At 43.2% G+C, this 17,204-nt stretch carries 18 protein-coding genes; 13 read left to right on the top strand and 5 right to left on the bottom strand.

What is annotated here, in order from left to right; all coding sequences use genetic code 11:
- The first annotated feature begins 89 nt into the window (after positions 1–89).
- The 3 genes from MHH65_RS15260 (at position 90) to MHH65_RS15250 (ending at position 3,669) form a co-directional block, all read left to right on the top strand.
- The gene (locus MHH65_RS15260; RefSeq protein ID WP_098677590.1) at positions 90–1,316 is read left to right on the top strand and encodes an alanine--glyoxylate aminotransferase family protein; all 1,227 of its coding nucleotides are present in this window, start codon (positions 90–92) and stop codon (positions 1,314–1,316) included.
- A 167-nt stretch (positions 1,317–1,483) separates the two neighbouring features.
- A complete protein-coding gene (locus MHH65_RS15255) occupies positions 1,484–2,683 on the top strand; it encodes an MFS transporter (RefSeq protein WP_098677591.1) in 1,200 nt (399 codons plus the stop codon).
- A gap of 257 nt (positions 2,684–2,940) precedes the next feature.
- Positions 2,941–3,669 (top strand): NPP1 family protein, encoded by a 729-nt coding sequence (locus MHH65_RS15250; protein ID WP_098677592.1) that lies wholly within the window; start codon positions 2,941–2,943, stop codon positions 3,667–3,669.
- A 64-nt stretch (positions 3,670–3,733) separates the two neighbouring features.
- Here MHH65_RS15250 and MHH65_RS15245 read toward each other — a convergent pair whose 3' ends face one another.
- A complete protein-coding gene (locus MHH65_RS15245) occupies positions 3,734–4,891 on the bottom strand; it encodes an oxalate decarboxylase family bicupin (RefSeq protein ID WP_268412709.1) in 1,158 nt (385 codons plus the stop codon).
- Positions 4,892–4,955: 64 nt separating this feature from the next.
- Positions 4,956–6,125 (bottom strand): helix-turn-helix domain-containing protein, encoded by a 1,170-nt coding sequence (locus MHH65_RS15240; RefSeq protein ID WP_268412711.1) that lies wholly within the window; start codon positions 6,123–6,125, stop codon positions 4,956–4,958.
- 304 nt (positions 6,126–6,429) lie between these two features.
- On the opposite strand from MHH65_RS15240, the gene MHH65_RS15235 reads away from it, so the two are divergent.
- The 4 genes from MHH65_RS15235 (at position 6,430) to yunB (ending at position 9,934) form a co-directional block, all read left to right on the top strand.
- Positions 6,430–7,281 carry a DUF72 domain-containing protein gene (locus MHH65_RS15235; RefSeq protein ID WP_073207291.1) on the top strand — a complete coding sequence of 284 codons (852 nt, stop codon included), beginning with the start codon at positions 6,430–6,432 and terminating at the stop codon, positions 7,279–7,281.
- A gap of 66 nt (positions 7,282–7,347) precedes the next feature.
- On the top strand, positions 7,348–8,721 hold the full coding sequence (locus MHH65_RS15230; RefSeq protein ID WP_024423373.1) for a bifunctional UDP-sugar hydrolase/5'-nucleotidase: 1,374 nt from the start codon (positions 7,348–7,350) through the stop codon (positions 8,719–8,721).
- Positions 8,722–8,788: 67 nt separating this feature from the next.
- Positions 8,789–9,094: a DUF1805 domain-containing protein gene (locus tag MHH65_RS15225; RefSeq protein ID WP_024425980.1), complete on the top strand. Its 306-nt coding sequence runs from the start codon at positions 8,789–8,791 to the stop codon at positions 9,092–9,094.
- A 69-nt stretch (positions 9,095–9,163) separates the two neighbouring features.
- Entirely contained in the window at positions 9,164–9,934 is a 771-nt protein-coding gene (yunB, locus tag MHH65_RS15220) for a sporulation protein YunB (RefSeq protein WP_024423371.1), read from the top strand.
- Between the two features lie 26 nt (positions 9,935–9,960).
- On the opposite strand, the gene MHH65_RS15215 is transcribed toward yunB, so the two are convergent.
- Positions 9,961–10,905: a M23 family metallopeptidase gene (locus tag MHH65_RS15215; RefSeq protein WP_224426661.1), complete on the bottom strand. Its 945-nt coding sequence runs from the start codon at positions 10,903–10,905 to the stop codon at positions 9,961–9,963.
- Positions 10,906–11,231: 326 nt separating this feature from the next.
- Between MHH65_RS15215 and lipA the strand changes: the two genes are divergently transcribed.
- Entirely contained in the window at positions 11,232–12,128 is an 897-nt protein-coding gene (gene lipA, locus MHH65_RS15210) for a lipoyl synthase (protein ID WP_008360456.1), read from the top strand.
- Between the two features lie 39 nt (positions 12,129–12,167).
- On the opposite strand, the gene MHH65_RS15205 is transcribed toward lipA, so the two are convergent.
- A complete protein-coding gene (locus MHH65_RS15205; protein WP_098677595.1) occupies positions 12,168–12,803 on the bottom strand; it encodes a YhcN/YlaJ family sporulation lipoprotein in 636 nt (211 codons plus the stop codon).
- 120 nt (positions 12,804–12,923) lie between these two features.
- Here MHH65_RS15205 and MHH65_RS15200 point away from each other — a divergent pair, with 120 nt between their 5' ends.
- The 3 genes from MHH65_RS15200 to MHH65_RS15190 are packed head-to-tail and all read left to right on the top strand — an operon-like array spanning position 12,924 to position 14,445.
- Positions 12,924–13,199: a YutD family protein gene (locus MHH65_RS15200; RefSeq protein WP_024423368.1), complete on the top strand. Its 276-nt coding sequence runs from the start codon at positions 12,924–12,926 to the stop codon at positions 13,197–13,199.
- A gap of 19 nt (positions 13,200–13,218) precedes the next feature.
- A complete protein-coding gene (locus MHH65_RS15195) occupies positions 13,219–13,653 on the top strand; it encodes a DUF86 domain-containing protein (RefSeq protein ID WP_024425977.1) in 435 nt (144 codons plus the stop codon).
- Positions 13,654–13,671: 18 nt separating this feature from the next.
- The gene (locus tag MHH65_RS15190) at positions 13,672–14,445 is read left to right on the top strand and encodes a TIGR01457 family HAD-type hydrolase (protein ID WP_098677645.1); all 774 of its coding nucleotides are present in this window, start codon (positions 13,672–13,674) and stop codon (positions 14,443–14,445) included.
- 40 nt (positions 14,446–14,485) lie between these two features.
- Here MHH65_RS15190 and MHH65_RS15185 read toward each other — a convergent pair whose 3' ends face one another.
- On the bottom strand, positions 14,486–14,986 hold the full coding sequence (locus MHH65_RS15185) for a phosphatidylglycerophosphatase A (RefSeq protein ID WP_025094161.1): 501 nt from the start codon (positions 14,984–14,986) through the stop codon (positions 14,486–14,488).
- Between the two features lie 132 nt (positions 14,987–15,118).
- Here MHH65_RS15185 and yutH point away from each other — a divergent pair, with 132 nt between their 5' ends.
- Positions 15,119–16,141 carry a spore coat putative kinase YutH gene (yutH, locus tag MHH65_RS15180; RefSeq protein WP_024425974.1) on the top strand — a complete coding sequence of 341 codons (1,023 nt, stop codon included), beginning with the start codon at positions 15,119–15,121 and terminating at the stop codon, positions 16,139–16,141.
- A 74-nt stretch (positions 16,142–16,215) separates the two neighbouring features.
- Positions 16,216–17,184, top strand: a complete 969-nt coding sequence (locus MHH65_RS15175) for a D-glycerate dehydrogenase (protein ID WP_024425973.1) — start codon at positions 16,216–16,218, stop codon at positions 17,182–17,184.
- Positions 17,185–17,204: the final 20 nt, after the last annotated feature.

Here is a 17,204-nt window from a genome sequence, read left to right as displayed (position 1 = left end):
TTATGTAATAAGTTCATAGGAAAAGAGATTGCTATTTTAGGCGCATTCCTGTATAAGTGGGCTTATAAGGATGGACAGCAAGGGAGAGGATGGATCACGTGAAAGAACTGCAAACACCTTCAAGAACGATTATGACACCGGGACCCGTTGAAGTAGATCCGAGAGTGCTCCGTGTGATGAGCACGCCAATTCTCGGTCAATTTGATCCAGCATTTACACACATTATGAATGAAACAATGACCTTATTGCGGTCACTTTTTCAAACAGAAAACAGATGGGCTTATCCAATTGACGGTACGTCCCGTTCAGGGCTTGAAGCTGTGCTCGCCAGTGTGATTGAGCCGGGAGATTCAATGCTTGTGCCTGTCTTTGGCCGCTTCGGTCACCTGCTCATTGAAATAGGACAGCGCTACGGTGCTGAGGTACATACAATGGAGTGTGAATGGGGGACGGTTTTTGATCCTGACGACATCATCAAAGAAATAAAGCAGGTCAAGCCTAAAATCGTTGCCATGGTTCATGGTGAAACATCCACCGGACGATTACAGCCGCTCAAGCAAATCGGGCAAGCATGCCGGGCTCTTGATGCGCTGTTTATTGTAGACGCTGTGGCAACCATTGGCGGTGTCGAGGTAAAAGTGGACGAATGGAAAATAGATGCGGCGATTGGCGGCACGCAGAAATGTTTATCTGTTCCATCAGGTATGTCACCTATTACGTATAATGACCGAGTCGCAGCTGTCATTGAATCGAGAAAGAAAGTAGAAAAAGGCATTGCGACACAGGATGAATTACAAAAACAAATTGACATTTCTCCAATCAAAAGCAATTATTTTGATTTAAGCCAGCTTCAGGATTATTGGAGCCCAAGACGATTAAATCATCATACAGAAGCGACAACGATGCTTTATGCACTGCGAGAAGGGGTTCGTCTTGTGCTGGAAGAAGGGTTGTCTGAACGTTTTCAAAGGCACTCATATCATGAGAAAGCCTTGATGAAAGGTCTTGAAGCAATGGGGCTTGAATTGTTTGGTGATCCAGATTGTAAAATGCCGGTTGTGACCTGTATTGTCATTCCAAGTGGTATTGACGGAGAAGCGGTCCGTGCCGACCTGCTTCATCATTTTGGGATTGAGATTGCAAGCTCCTTTGGACCGCTTGCCGGCCGTATTTGGAGAATTGGGACAATGGGCTACAGCTGCCGAAAGGAAAATGTGCTGTTTGTGTTAGCAGGGCTGGAAGCGATTCTCATCAAACACGGTGCGTCTATCCATTGCGGAGCAGGACTTCAGGCGGCTCTTTCTATCTATGAATAAGCTGAATAACGAGCTCCAACATACTCGCCATTGGCGGGTATTTTTTATTTGGAAAAGAACGCTAATTTTTGAAAAACTAGACTTATAGACGAGGTTATCGCTATACTGGAGAGGTTCTCATCATTTTTTGTCATCATTTTCATTTATATGCAGAAAGAGGTTTTTATATGAAGAAGATGGGCAGATTATACATTTTGATGCTCAATATTTTTATTGCCATGCTTGGTTTTGGCCTCATTGTACCTGTTATGCCGAGTTATATTGAAGCCTTTGGTGCAACAGGAAAAACACTCGGTTTTCTTGTCGCTGCAACAGGTTTTACACAATTTGCGTTATCGCCGGTTGCCGGGGCACTGACCGATCGATTTGGACGAAGAAAATTGATCATTGCCGGGATTGCCGGCTTTACGATTGCTCAGTTTATTTTTGCTTTTGCTGATCAGCTTTGGATGCTATTTGTGTCACGGTTTTTAGGCGGTGCTGCCGGGGCTTTGCTTATGCCGGCCATGTTTGCATACATCGCTGATATTACAAGTGAAAAGGACCGAGGGAAAGGAATGGGTCTATTCAGTGCAGCGATGACACTAGGTTTTGTCATCGGGCCGGGCGTAGGCGGCTATTTGGTTGAGTACGGGATCGCATTTCCATTTCTTATGGCCGGTTCCTTTGCTGCTCTTTCTACTTTGTTATCCATCCTCTTCTTACCTGAAACATTAACAAAGGAAAAACAGGAAGAGGCACGGCTCAACAAGGATATTCATTTCAATCCTTTTGTACAAATGATCAAGGCTCTAAAGACATCGTACGGCTTTTTGTTTATATTGGCCTTTGTCCTCAATTTCGGAATCATTCATTTTGAATCGATTTTCGGCTTATATGTAGACCAAAAACACGGATTTTCACCGAAGGATATTGCGTTTGTGATTACGGTTGCGGGTCTTGCCGGGGTGCTTGTTCAAGGGGCGTTAGTGAATGCCTGCGTGAAACGATTTGGAGAGATGAGGGTCGTCCGTTATGCGCTGTTAGGTGCGGCTTTCATGCTGATCGCCTGCCGTTATGCGCCGTCCTTTTGGTTAATTTTTACGGGTTCGATTTTATTTTTATCGGCTACGTCATTTGTCCGACCAGCCCTCAATACATTGCTGTCCAAGATGGCAGGCAATCAGCAAGGGGTAGCAGGCGGTCTCAATACATCCTTTATGAGCCTTGCCAATATCGTCGGACCGAGTCTTGCGGGTATATTATTTGATGTGAATATTGAGTTTCCTTTTATGTTTGGAACACTAGTGCTTTGCGTAAGCTTCGCTGCATCCATCGTGTGGGGGAAAAAAGTGCAGCATGCTCATGCAGCGCAAGGAAGATTGTAGTTGATCTACAGTCTTTTTTTATTGAATGAAATGTATTTAGAAAAATTTCAATTAGAAATAGTCTATGTTTTATATTTTATCTAAATGAATAGTAGAGTTTATCAATATTTAAATCTTTTTCTGAGAGGGAATCCATTAATAAAATACTAAATTATACATTTTATGTAAAAAGTGATTGATTGGTTTTTTCCGCAATGGTAACATCAATCTCGACAGCATGAGGTAACTGAGATAATCAAGAGAAAAGGGGATAGAAAATGAAGAAGTTTATTTTTGCCATTCTATTTTTTATCGTCACCATGTTTAGTACAGCAGTGCCTTCAGCAGTTCATGCGGCAGAAATTGATCATGACAAGGTAGTTGGTTTTAGAGAAGTCAACCCAACAACTGTTACACAAAAAGCGGCGAAAAAATTTCAGCCTTATTTGAAAGTATGGCATGGATGTGTACCATTCCCAGCTGTAGATGCTGCTGGAAACACAAGCAGAGGGTTAAAAACGAGCGGTTCACATAATGGTGGATGCAGCAGTAATATCGGTCAAGTATATTCACGTTCAGATTGGTACAATGGCAGCTGGGCGATTATGTATGCTTGGTATTTCCCAAAAGATAATCCTTCACCAGGCTTAGGTCATCGTCATGATTGGGAATCCATTGTCGTTTGGATTGACAATCCAGCTGTAGTCAATCCGCGTGTTCAATCGATTGCTTACTCAGGTCATGGACAATATAAGAAAGTAGCACCGAGTGCAGCAAGTATTTTAGGGACAAATCCTTTAGTAGGTTATGATAGCAACTGGCCATTAAATCATGAGTTGAATGTAAGCGGCAATGTGAGCGGAAAAGGAATGCAGCCTTTAATTGGCTGGGATGATCTAACGCCGGCTGCAAGACATGCACTGAATACAACAGACTTTGGTAGTGCAAACGTACCTTTCAAAGATAGTAACTTTAAAAACAATTTAGCAAAAGCGTGGTATCGATAAGGGTTAACCATGATTAAAAACCGATCATCTAAAAATGATCGGTTTTTTTATAAACAAAATCGCATCATCTCTCATATTTCACGACAGGTGACTTTTCTTTATGAAGCGCACGAATCATCGCTTCATCTACGTGTAAATGCTCTTTCACTAATTGAGGCGGGGTTAAGGCCATCCACTGATTCAACGAAATATCTGCAAACCGGTCACTTTTAAAAATCTCTAAAAACCAAAGGCTCGTTTGGCCGATATTTTGGATGTAATGCCCCATGCCAAAAGGAACATATCCAACATCACCTGCTCTGTAATTAAAGGTGCGGGCAGTACCCCCTGCTCCAAAGACCGTCATTTTAGCTGTACCTGTTAAATAGTATTGCCACTCATCATTATTAGGGTGCCAGTGCATTTCTCTCATGCCGCCAGGTTTTACTTCAACAAGTGCAGCCGCAATAGTTTTTGAAATCGGGAAATTCCGTGAATCGACAATTCGGACGGTTCCGCCAGAGGTCGTTATCGGTTTTTGACGAAGAAGCTGGTGCGTAAATGGCGGCTTAATGCTGCCGTATGGGTCAGATACCATTTGGCTTTCTAAGGATGACGGCGGCGAGCCTAGAAACATATAGCGCTGCTTTTTCGGAATATGGTCAAACAATTTCTTAGGAACACCAAAATTGGCGGAGAGAATCTCTTTCGGTGTATGGGCAAACCAGTCTGTGATCGTGAATGTATCAAATTCAGAAAAATCGCCATCATCAAATACAAGAAGGAACTCACAACCATCCTCAAGTCCTTGAATAGAGTGCGGGATACCAGGTGGAAAATACCACAAATCACCTTCTTCTATATCAGCGATCATATTTCGCCCTTCTGCATCTACAGATGTGATGCGGGCTTTGCCTAAAATCATATACGCCCATTCCGCCTGCTTATGCCAATGAAGCTCACGAACACCTCCGCGTGTGAGCCGCATGTTGACACCTGCAATCGTTGTTGAAACCGGCAGCTCCCGCTTTGTAATTTCCCTCGACCAGCCGCCGTGATTCAAATGCATGTGTGTATCAGAAAATGAAAATTTTAAATTGGGGATTGTTCCGGCATCGGTTTTAGGGGGAACGAGCATATCTGGGTTCTCAATATCTCGAAGGACATCGCGCGGGCCTAAGTCGGTGGCACCCGCGCCATCCTTTCGAATGGGCTGCGGGATGTGACGGAGCTCATCATCCATTTATCATCCCTCCTTGAGTCTCATTTTTCTCCTCCAAACTATATGAAGTTTCAGAAGAAAAAATTCAATCAGGATGGGATGAGAGAAACATTTGAATACGGAATGCTAAGCGCAGCCGCAATGTTGCGTCAGAATCTTTTAAGCTGATTCGAAGCAATTCTTCACACTTCTCGAGGCGATAAATGACCGTGTTGCGATGAATGGACAATCGTTTGGCTGTTTCTGAAATGTGGCAATGGGTTTCTAAATAGACAGATAAGGTGTGAAGAAGGCTTTGATCGACTTGTGATGGTTCAGATAACGGGTGAAGGTGCAGCTGGTGAAACGTGATCATATCCTTTCTTGGAATGAGCCTTAGTAAATCTGGCACATCCTTCGCTTGATAAAATTGAATATATTCAGTACGCGATGAGAGATATCCTGTTTGAAGAGCCTCTAATGCTTCATTGTAGCCTTCAGACAGATGGGAGATGAGGCAGCCCGTCAAGCTCACCCCAAAAGAAATAGTATGATTCACTTGCAGTTTAACAAGCATCTGCAACTGTTTTAAAAAAGAGCTGAGCCTGCCGCTAACCTCTGGCCAACTGCCAGTCTCCTCCATCAATACAACACCCATATCACCTTTGACAAACAGAAAGGCAGGAAATGGGCAGCTTGGAAGTGCACTTTCGAGCAGATCAGCCACTTGATCCAAAACCATTTGCTGCTTCATAAAACATGTGGTATCACTGCGCTCGTCAAGCTGACAGATCATACATAGATAGAGGCATTCGGCGTTTAATCCAAACGCCTGAGCGAAATGTAAGGAATCTTGCTGGGAAGACGATGCCCTCTCTATCCATTTGCGAAAGCCCTCATTTCTAGCACGCTTGGCCGTTTGCAGGGCGGCATATTGTCTCATGCGTGCAATCGACATTTCGTTTACTGCTTTTGCAATGATCCCATGCAAAGTTTTATTCTGCGGGTGAATGAAAGCAAGGATGACCAGATAATCACATGTTTGTTCGTTTAGATCAATTGGAAAGATGGAAAAGGTTTGTTTTGCATGTATCATTGAAAAAGAATGAGTTGTCCTGCTTTGAAAAAAGGGGAGAATGTGTATCCATTCTGAGCTTGTGATCATGGGGTGCGAGGTAAAGAGAATACGTCCATGCTGGTTAAACAAATAGATGGGCTTGTGAATCTTTTTGGCCATTTTTTGTAAAATTTCAAACTGGTTATCGTCTATGTTCATATCCACTGGGTCTCCTTTATTGGTGAAGATGAATAAAAAAATGGACAATCACTGTCAGCATCTCTGATATGCATTTTATGTTATCAGCTAAAATCATTTTAGATAGAAAGTTGTCAATTAATATAACAAACAAACAGAGCGCCAGGACAAAATCACGTGCCGCCAGTCATCTTCATTCAGAATTACGAGCAAATATGATATGTTGTAGACAGAAGAATTTCTTTCAGAAAATATGGTATCACAAGAAACAAAGGCTTCGAATGAGGAAGCCGTCTATACATGAGAGTGGCAAGAGGTGAGAAACATGATTTATATCGGATTAACTGGCTGGGGAGATCATGACAGTCTTTATCCGCCGAGAATCGGCAGCGCGCAAAAGCTGTTTCACTACGCGTCAACGTTTCCGATTGTGGAACTGGATGCCAGCTTTTATGCGGTTCAGCCTGAGCGTAATCATGAAAAGTGGATAAAGGATACGCCAGATGACTTTCAATTTGTTGTGAAAGCATACCAAGGAATGACTGGACATCAAAGGGGCGAGATTCCGTTTGCTTCAAAGGAAGAAATGTTTGATGCATTTATTCTTTCGCTGACTCCGCTTATTCGTGAAGGGAAACTAGCCATGGTGCTCTTTCAATTTCCACCTTGGTTTGATTGCAAAAAAGAGCACGTCCACTATTTAAGATGGTGTAAGGAGAAGATGGGGGACATTCCATGTGCCCTCGAATTCCGAAACCGTACATGGTTTTCAGATGAATTTTATGAGCAGACTTTGTCCTTTATGGAAAAGGAAGGATGGATTCATTCCGTCTGTGATGAACCGCAAGTCGGAGAAGGCTCCATTCCGCCGGTCATACAAGCTACAAACCGTGATAAAACATTGGTACGATTTCATGGAAGGAATAAACAGGGCTGGCTTCACCCGGCAGACCATGAGAATTGGCGTGAAGTGAGATACTTATATTTATATAATGAAGCTGAATTAAAAGAGTGGAAAAAGAATCTCGACATCCTGCATCAGCAATCGAAAGATGTCTATGTCGTGTTTAATAATAACTCCGGCGGAGATGCAGCAGCAAATGGCCAGCAGATGATTGATTTGCTGGATATCACCTATTCAAACCTGTCTCCGAAGCAGTTAGATTTATTTAGTTAACCGAGAGCTGACTGAAGCTTTCAACCTGAATGAGACGGTCAGTGACAACTTGAGGGAGAGATCAACATGCTGCAGAAGCTATGGTTATATCATACAAACGACTTGCACAGCCACTTTGAGAACTGGCCAAAAATTGCAGCTTATATTGAAGAAAAGCGTCAAGTTCACGATCAGATGCTCTTGTTTGATATTGGCGACCATATGGATCGAGTGAATCTCGTATCCGAAGCGGATTATGGAAAGGTAAACGTCAAGCTCCTCAATCAGCTTGGCTATGATGGAGTCACAATCGGGAATAATGAAGGCATTACGCTGCCCCATGATCAGCTGGATCACTTGTATGAGAATGCACAATTTCCAGTGGTGCTGTCTAATTTATTTGAGAAAGGCAAAAGGCCTTCGTGGGCAAAGCCCTATCATATGATCACAATGGAAAACGGACTGAAGCTCTGTCTCTTAGGTGTGACCATTGCGTATACACCCGTATATGAAAAGCTGGGCTGGAACATTACTGATCCGTTTGACAGCATACGGGACATGCTGCAGGAAGTGAAGGGACAGGCAGATGTCATTGTGCTTTTATCCCATCTCGGAATCATCCATGATCGAGAGGTCGCCCGTGATTTCCCTGAAATTGACATCATCCTAGGTTCACACACGCATCATCTGTTAGAAGAAGGTGAAATGGACAATGGTGTGCTGCTTGCATGCGCTGAAAAGTACGGGCATTATATTGGCTGCGTTGAGCTGACGATCGATACAGCGCGCAAAGAGCTGATAGAGAAAAAAGCGACAGTACAGTCAGTGGATCAGCTCATTAGTGAATCAGATGAAGCCATCACCACCTTGCAGCAGGCAGAAAGAAGAGCGAAAGCACTCATGCAGGAAAAAGTGACAACGATTGAGTCGAAGCTAGAAACGAAGTGGTTCGACGATTCTCCGCTTCCGCAGCTCTTAACAGATGCCATTAAAGATTGGTGCGGAGCAGATATTGGCATGATGAATGCAGGTATGGTGCTTGATTCATTAGAGGCAGGGATCGTCACAAGAGAAGAAATCCACCGGATATGTCCGCATCCCATTAATCCTATTCGGGTGACGCTTACCGGTCAACAGCTCATCGAAACAGTTCAGCGAGGCTGTGAAGAAAAAATGGAACAGCTGCGCATTAAAGGCTTCGGCTTTAGAGGTGAGCTGATGGGGAAAATGCTATATAGCGGCCTCAGCTATACATTAGAAGAAGGCGAGGCAAAACGGGTGAAGGATGTCTTTGTACATGGTCAATTGATCAAAAAAGACGCCTCCTATACTGTTGGCACAGTCGATATGTATACATTAGGCTCTCTTTTTCCTCATATCCGTGATCACGAACACATTGAATATTTTATGCCTGAATTTTTACGTGATGTTTTGACATGGCGCTTGAAGGAAGCAACATGAAATCCGCTTCAGCCTAACAACACGCGCCCTCTTTTCACATAGATTGTGATGAGAGGAGTGAAGGGATTTGGTGAATTTAACACCTATTACAATTGATGGCCATTCCTTTACAGCGGTCACCGTCAAGCTGCCGAAGACAAATTTCATGGCAGTAACAAATGAACACGGGTATATCATGTGCGGTGCACTGGATGTCGGGCTCTTGAATGAAAAGCTTGCAGATAGAGGAATTATTGCAGGAAGAGCAGTTGGTGTAAGAACCATTGAGCAATTGCTCGATGCTCCTTTAGAATCTGTGACATACGCCGCAGAAGCGCTGGGCATCTCAGCTGGAACAATTGGAAGAGATGCATTATTAAAAATGGTGAAATAAAATAGAGAGTTGATTCCTATCCCCCCGCCTGTCTGCATACACATGTAATGGAGAAGGGGGGATTTTTTATTGAGAATGAACCGCCGTTATCGCCCCTACAAGAAGGGCCCTTTGCCATTTCGTTACGTTATGCTGCTTGCGATTTTATTCTTTGTGCTCTCAACCGTAATTAGTTTATTTTTTATCAACCGATCCATTAAACCAACCCTTATTCACATTGCTGAACTAGAAACAGAGCGCATCGCCAATCACCTCATACAATATTCAGTTCAAGACTTTGCAGATGATCAGGAGAATATGAAGGATATGGTGGTCATGAATACAAGTGAGAACGGAAAAGTGACGACCATCGATTTTAATGCGCAAGCAACATCGAAAGCAATGGCTGACCTCTCGCGTCATCTTCAAAAAAATTTAGAGGACATTGAAAAGGGGAACTTTCAAAAAGAGGCAAAAGAAGCATTAAAGGATCAAACAGATGGACATGACGGCATTATATATAACATTCCGCTTGGGCAAGCATCCGGAAATGCACTCATTGCCAACCTCGGACCCAAAGTGCCTGTACGTTTTAGTGTGATTGGTGATCCGCATACGGACGTTGAAAAAAATATTAAGCCTTATGGCATCAACAATGCCTTGATTGATATTAGTGTTCTGATCGAGGTCAAGGTAAGAGTCATTATCCCATTTGCTTCTGAAACAATCGTAGTGAAAAACTCTGTTCCTGTCTCCATACAAGCCGTTCAAGGAGACGTGCCAGATTATTATAATGGCAGCGGAACAAACTCAGGTGCTCCATCAATTGTTCTTCCAGAAAAAAAGAAGAAAAAGGAATAACAGCCCAACAATGATTGGGCTGTTCTTTACTTTCGTTTCCGTTCAGCTCTTTCCCACGCCCTCAAATGAGGATATGGATCAAATGACCATTCCGTTCTGCCGTTGTCTTTGTACATGCCATAGTGAAGATGCGGCGGAAACTTTCCTGCGGTGCCTGGAGGACCGTAACCGGAGCTTCCGACAGATCCAATCACCTGGCCAGGTTCAACAATTTGACCTGTCTTGAGTCCTTTCGCAAAGCCATTTAAGTGAGCAAAGTAATGATAATGATTATGAATATCTCGAATGCCTATCCGCCAGCCGCCAAAGCGGTTCCAGCCTTTCATTTCAATCACGCCATACGATGTCGCACGAACGGGAAGTCCATAATGGGCAAATAAATCGGTTCCCTCATGAATTCTCCTTCCTCCAAACCCTCTCGCATCTCCCCATGTACTTCGGTAGCTGTAGTCAGCTCCAACCGGAAGAGGAAAAGCATGCTTTCCAAGATCAAGATGGCCGTAGTGCTTATATAGCTTCATAAAAGATGAAATGATTCCAACGGTTTGATCACGTCCATAATAGTCCCATAAGCCAATTTTTAATTGATCAATATTGCTGCCGTAGTGAAGCAAGTATTGTGCAAAAGTGAATAATACATCCTCATCGTCATCGCTGCTTGCTTTGCCATCCCCATTCCCATCAAGACCAATTCCATCAAACACTTTAATGCTTAAAGGAGAGGTATCCTGTTTATTCGGGTTTTCTGGTCCAATCCACATTTCCCGGGGAATGTAGATGCCAATGACGCCTTTTTGTTTCGGTAAATCTCTTCTGCTTTTTCGAATATTGTGTTCATACTGATCAACTGCAGCAAGTACATACCATGGAACTTGAGTTGTGATGGAGACTTTTTCATATAGGGCCATTCTTTGCTTCAATTCATCTGGCTGCTTGCCCGTCCCTTTTGCATGAACAGGTAAAGGGAGCATTGAAAGAGCAATCATGATGGCTAAAACCACTTTCACAAACGTCCATCTCCTTTCATCGAGCATCATCTTCTACCGTTTAGTGTGGTTAGAACACTCTATTTCATAAGAAGAAAATGTTAGTAATTTTCTTCTGTTTTTTTAGGAGGCTTTTGGGTATTTTTGCAGCTCATTCCCTTGTTGTTCAATCTGTACTATGTTAAAGTGTCTAAAGAAAAGGCTTTAGGCCGAAGATTCAATTTTTTGCAGCTTCTTGGCTGCATCCATCGTATATAGCAGGAAGATTTTTGTAGATGCACCTTTAACGAATTCATATGGAGATGATGGAATTGGCAAAGAAGGAAGAGCACGTAAGAAAACCGGACTGGCTTAAAATTAAGCTGAATACGAATGAAAACTATACCGGTTTAAAGAAAATGATGCGGGAAAACAACCTGCATACCGTTTGTGAGGAAGCAAAATGTCCGAATATTCATGAATGCTGGGCAGTGAGAAGAACCGCTACATTTATGATCCTTGGATCTGTTTGTACGCGCGCATGCCGTTTCTGTGCGGTGAAAACTGGACTTCCAACTGAGCTTGATCTGCAAGAGCCAGAACGCGTGGCAGATTCAGTAGCCTTAATGAACTTAAAGCACGCTGTTATAACAGCGGTTGCAAGGGATGATCAAAAGGATGGCGGCGCAGGTGTGTTCGCTGAAACCGTTCGTGCGATTAGAAGAAAAAGCCCATTCACGACCATTGAAGTTCTCCCTTCAGACATGGGCGGCAATTATGATAACTTGAAGACGTTAATGGACACTCGTCCTGACATTTTAAATCACAACATTGAAACAGTTCGCAGATTAACGCCAAGAGTTCGTGCGCGTGCTACATATGATCGTTCATTAGAATTCTTGCGTCGTGCAAAAGAAATGCAGCCCGATATTCCAACAAAATCAAGCATTATGATTGGACTTGGTGAAACGAAGGAAGAAATCATTGAAGTCATGGATGATCTTCTTGCCAATAACGTGGATATTATGGCGATTGGCCAGTACTTACAGCCTTCGAAAAAGCATTTGAAAGTTCAAAAATACTACCATCCGGATGAGTTTGCAGAGCTGAAGGAAATTGCGATGTCAAAAGGCTTTAGCCACTGTGAAGCTGGGCCGCTTGTGCGCTCTTCCTACCATGCAGATGAACAAGTAAACGAAGCGTCTAAAAAGCGTCAGGCGCAAGCGTAACAAAGAAAACGCCAGAGCTCTCTGGCGTTTTTTCTCGTATTAATTTTGGCCGTAAGGGGCGTTTCTTCTCATTGTACGGTCTGAATTCGTCATCCCATTTGCATCTTCTTGATTCGATATGTTCCCGCCTTGAGGGGAATACTTCATTTGCTGAATCGTTTTGGTTAAAATTTGGTCAAAATCACGTGAATTGGTTTGAAGACGTGAAAAATTGGCAATGGATTGAAAGTGCTCTGGATTATCAGAGACGTATACATGATAATAACGAGGGAGAACAGAAACTGCCGTTTTCTTTACTTGATCGGCAGATTCATCACGGTTTTTGTTTCCTGTTCGATACACGATGAGTGCATCCTCATCTGTCACAAGTGTGGCTGCATCTTTGATGTTTGGCAGCTGCACCGTTAGACTTGTAATCACGTGGGCAAGATGCTCACGATTTAAAGCAGGGGTTCTTTCTTTCTGATCCGTTACTTGCTGGCGCTGATAACGAACATATCCTGCTCTGTTTGTATCTGCTTCTGGCATATTGGAATTATTTCCTTCATGACGATCCGACAGACGGATGGTTTTACTTGAAGAATCTTCATCCACTTGCCGGTTCATACCTGATTGAAAGCCGCACCCGCCTAAAAGCATGCTGAGGAGAATCGCGGCTGTCAGTTTTTTCTTCATAAATGTGACCTCCTTTTTCCTTTAGCTTCGGCTAAATCGGAAAAAACATGCTTTAGCAATTGATGGAGTTCTTCCAATGAATTATCATTAAAGATGGATCGTTTAAAAAGAGGTGAGAAGATGATCGTCGTTCAGAATGCTACCTTTGATCTTGTAAGAGATATCAAAGACGGCTTTAATGAAGAAGCGTTTAAAGCAAGGTACTCAGATATTTTAAATAAGTATGATTATATTGTGGGGGACTGGGGCTATAATCAGCTCAGGCTGAAAGGGTTCTTTGATGACCAAAACCAAAAGGCCACATTTGATACTAAAATCAGCACACTCGATGAATACATTTATGAATACTGTAATTTTGGCTGTGCCTATTTTGTCTTAAAGCGAATTAGAAAATAACGCAAAGGGGAGCGTCATAATGTATTTCGTAGACAGAAAAAAGATTGAAGAGACATTACGTTTTTTCGAGGAGCAATATGAGTTGATGCAGAGTCATCAAACATGGACAAGTCCTCTAGAGAAAAAAGCGCTGGAACGAATTGTTCATTTGCTCGTCGAATGTATTCTTGATACCGGAAATGACATGATTGATGGCTTTATTATGCGTGACCCAGGAAGCTATGATGACATCATGGATATACTTGTTGATGAAAAGGTTGTACCAGAAGGAGAAGGGAGTCAGCTGAAAAAGCTTGTCTCATCCCGCAAAACACTTGTGCAGCAATATCAGGAAGTAAATCATCATGACTTATTGCAGGTGATCAGCGAAGTAGAGCAGGCGCTAGAGGTCTTTCCAAGCCGCATCCGTACCTACTTGGAACAGGAGCTTGGCCCAGTATCAGCGTTTAAATAAACCATTGGAGTTGTGAGCATCATGAAATACAAAGGCTATTTAATTGATTTAGACGGGACAATGTATAAAGGAACAGAAAAGATCGAAGAAGCAGGTCAATTTGTTCAAAAGTTAAATGAGTTGGACATCCCTTACTTGTTTGTCACGAATAACTCATCACGTACGCCAAAGCAGGTAGCGGAAAAACTCGTTTCATTTGATATCCCAGCAACAGAAGAACAAGTTTTTACAACAAGTATGGCGACGGCCAATTATATTGCTGAGCAAAAGAAAGATGCGTCAGTTTACGTGATCGGTGAAGAAGGAATCAAGCAGGCCATTGAAGAAAAAGGGCTGACGTTTGGTCAGGAAGACGCTGATTTCGTTGTTGTTGGAATTGATCGGGGCATTACATATGAAAAATTAGCAGTAGGTGCGATTGCCATCCGTCAAGGCGCACAATTTGTCTCAACAAATGGAGATATTGCCATTCCAACAGAAAGAGGGCTTTTGCCAGGGAACGGCTCGTTAACATCTGTACTGACCGTGACGACAACGGTTCAGCCGACATTTATCGGAAAGCCGGAATCCATTATTATGGAACAAGCGATGCGTGTACTTGGGACAGATGTGTCTGAGACGCTCATGGTGGGGGATAACTATGATACGGATATTATGGCAGGAATGAATGCAGGAATGGACACATTACTCGTCCATACAGGTGTGACAACAAAAGAGCTGCTTCAGAAGTACGAAAAGCAGCCAACCTATGTCATTGATTCATTATCCGAGTGGATTGAGCAATTATCATAAAAAAAAGAGGACAAGCGTTACGCGCGCGTCCTCTTTTTCTTTATTCCGCATTTCTTGCACTATGTGCCAGCCTGCTTGATGCGGCGGCAGCAATAGCGCCGACAATGTCATCTAAAAAGGTGTGGCATTCGCCCGTGGATTTATCGTTGAGTTTCCCGAGAATTCCTGGTTTTTCTTTATCGATATATCCGTAATTCGTAAAGCCGATCGAACCATAAATATTGACGATTGCAAAGGATAAAATTTCATCAACGCCATACAGGCTCTCGTCCGTTTCAAGTATTGATTGAAGCGGCTCAGTCAGCTTCTTTTGCTCGGCGAGTACGTCTAATTCGACGCCCGTTAAAATCGCATTTTGGACTTCACGTTTTGCGATGACACGCTCCACATTGTGGATGCACTCTGTCATGTCTAAGCCAGGATGATATTTTTCCTGTAAAAAGTAGACAAGGTCTGCTATATCTTGAATGGTTACGCCTCGTTCTTGTAAACGGCGTCTTGCTGTTTTTTCTACTTCGTTCATCTCATGATGATGCGGCATGTATTCCTCACCCAATCCTCGTAATTTGTCCACGACGTGTAAAAAGCTTCGGATAGTAAATAGTATTCATAAATCCCTCAACCTGCGACTACGATATGATAAGAGATTGATCATAGGAACGCAGGTGAAAACATGAAAGAAACCATTTATCACACATTTGGTATTGATGTTCGTCAATTTACGCCATATGGCAGTTATCAGAGCTTTCAAACGGCGGAGGCTCTCTTCCTCATTGTTCCTGTGTCTCATTTGCGAGAAGAAGAACTCTCGGAGTTGTATCATATCAGTCAGTATTTACTGAATGCTGGAGACCCATACGTCGCTGTGTTTGAATTAACAAATGAAGAGAAACCCACCTTTACTCATGGGAAGGAGCAGTATGCTTTATTAAAAGCAGCGCCTCCGCTCTCAAGCCGCTCGTTTCAGCAAGCGTCAGAGCTGGCATCCTTCCATGTCAGGGGAAGAGGATTTCCATATGAAGTATCCGAAACAAAACGTGTCGGTGCCTGGAAGGAATTATGGGCAAAACGATTAGATCAGCTCGAAGGCTTTTGGATGCAGCAAATGCATCAAAAACCGCTGGAACGGTTTGAACAAAAATTCATTGAATCGTTTCCGTATTATCTTGGATTAACGGAGAATGCCATTCAATATTTAGTCGATACTGAACTTGATGATGAACCGAAAGAAGGTGACTCAGGCACTGTCTGTCATCAGCGCTTTTCACGTATGACATGGCCGCATGAGCAGCCGCTGCGTTTACCTGTGGATTGGGTCTTTGATCATCCAACCCGTGATATTGCCGAATACTTAAGAGAGACCTTTGTACAGCATAAGGAAGATTTAATTGAAGAGGGCTTTTCCTTTCTTCAGCAATATGAACAGGTGACACCTCTTTCCTCCTTTTCAAAGCGTTTGTTATACAGCCGCCTGCTGTTCCCGCTTCATTATTTTGAAATTGTGGAAGGCTACTACATGTCGGGAGAAAATGAAAAAGCATATTATGAAGAGCGGTTAGATTACGTCTTAAATGATGCCAATCGTTATGAATACTTTCTGAAGGTCTTTCAAGAAATGAGTGCCATGCGAAGCGGCGGGAGCCCCATTCCGGCTGTTGGCTGGCTTCAGCCTGTAGCTGATTTGAAGTTTCAGTGAACAGACGAAACGTCTCTTTTCTCTTGAGACGTTTTTCGTTATGCTTAAAGAAATCGATAAAAGGAGTGTTCTTCTTGACGAAACCTTACGTCTATATCACAAGAAAACTGGATGAAGCATCACTTACACCATTAAAAGAAGTCGCTCATGTTGAGATGTGGCCAAGAGAGGATGAGCCGTGTCCAAGAGAAGAGTTAGAAACACAAGCTGCTAAAGCGGATGCGCTTCTCACCATGCTGTCAGATCAAATAGATGAGCCGCTTTTATCAAAGGCTCCGAATATCAAGGTGGTTGCAAACCTTGCTGTTGGCTATGACAATATTGATCTTGAAGCAGCCAAAAAGCACGGAATCACCGTATGTCATACACCAGACGTCTTAACAGAATCGACGGCGGATTTAGCCTTTGCTCTTCTGATGGCGTCAGCTAGACGCATTGTCGAGGCGAGTGATTGGATTAAGGATGGAAACTGGACAGGCTGGGGGCCGCTTCTTCTTGCCGGTGCTGATGTTCATCACAAAACACTCGGGATTGTCGGAATGGGCAGCATTGGAACAGCACTAGCCAAGCGGGCCAAAGGCTTTAATATGAATGTCCTTTATCATAATCGTTCAAGAAAACCCGAAGCAGAAGCGCAGCTTGGCGTGACCTATGCGGCTTTTGAGGAACTGCTTAAGCAGTCTGATTTCATCGTCTGTTTGACGCCGTTAACCCCGGAAACGAAAGACATGTTTAATGAAAAAGCATTTGATCTGATGAAGAACTCTGCTTATTTCATTAACGTATCAAGAGGACAGACTGTGGATGAGGATGCTTTATACGAAGCTGTCACAACAGGAAAAATTGCCGGCGCTGGTCTGGATGTATTTAGACAGGAACCTGTCAGCCCGTCTCATCCGTTAACGACATTACCTAATGTCACAGTCCTTCCTCATATTGGAAGTGCTAGTGTTGAAACGAGAAAAACGATGATGCGTTTATGTGCTGAAAATATTGCGCTTGTCTTACAAGACGAGCCAGCCAAAACGCCGGTTCGTTTATAATATAAGGCTTCCCGGTGTTC

Source organism: Bacillus sp. FSL L8-0654 (assembly GCF_038629965.1).
Lineage (GTDB): Bacteria > Bacillota > Bacilli > Bacillales > Bacillaceae > Bacillus > Bacillus safensis.
Note: the sequence above shows the minus strand (reverse complement) of the source record. Positions and strands in the feature narration are given on the sequence as shown.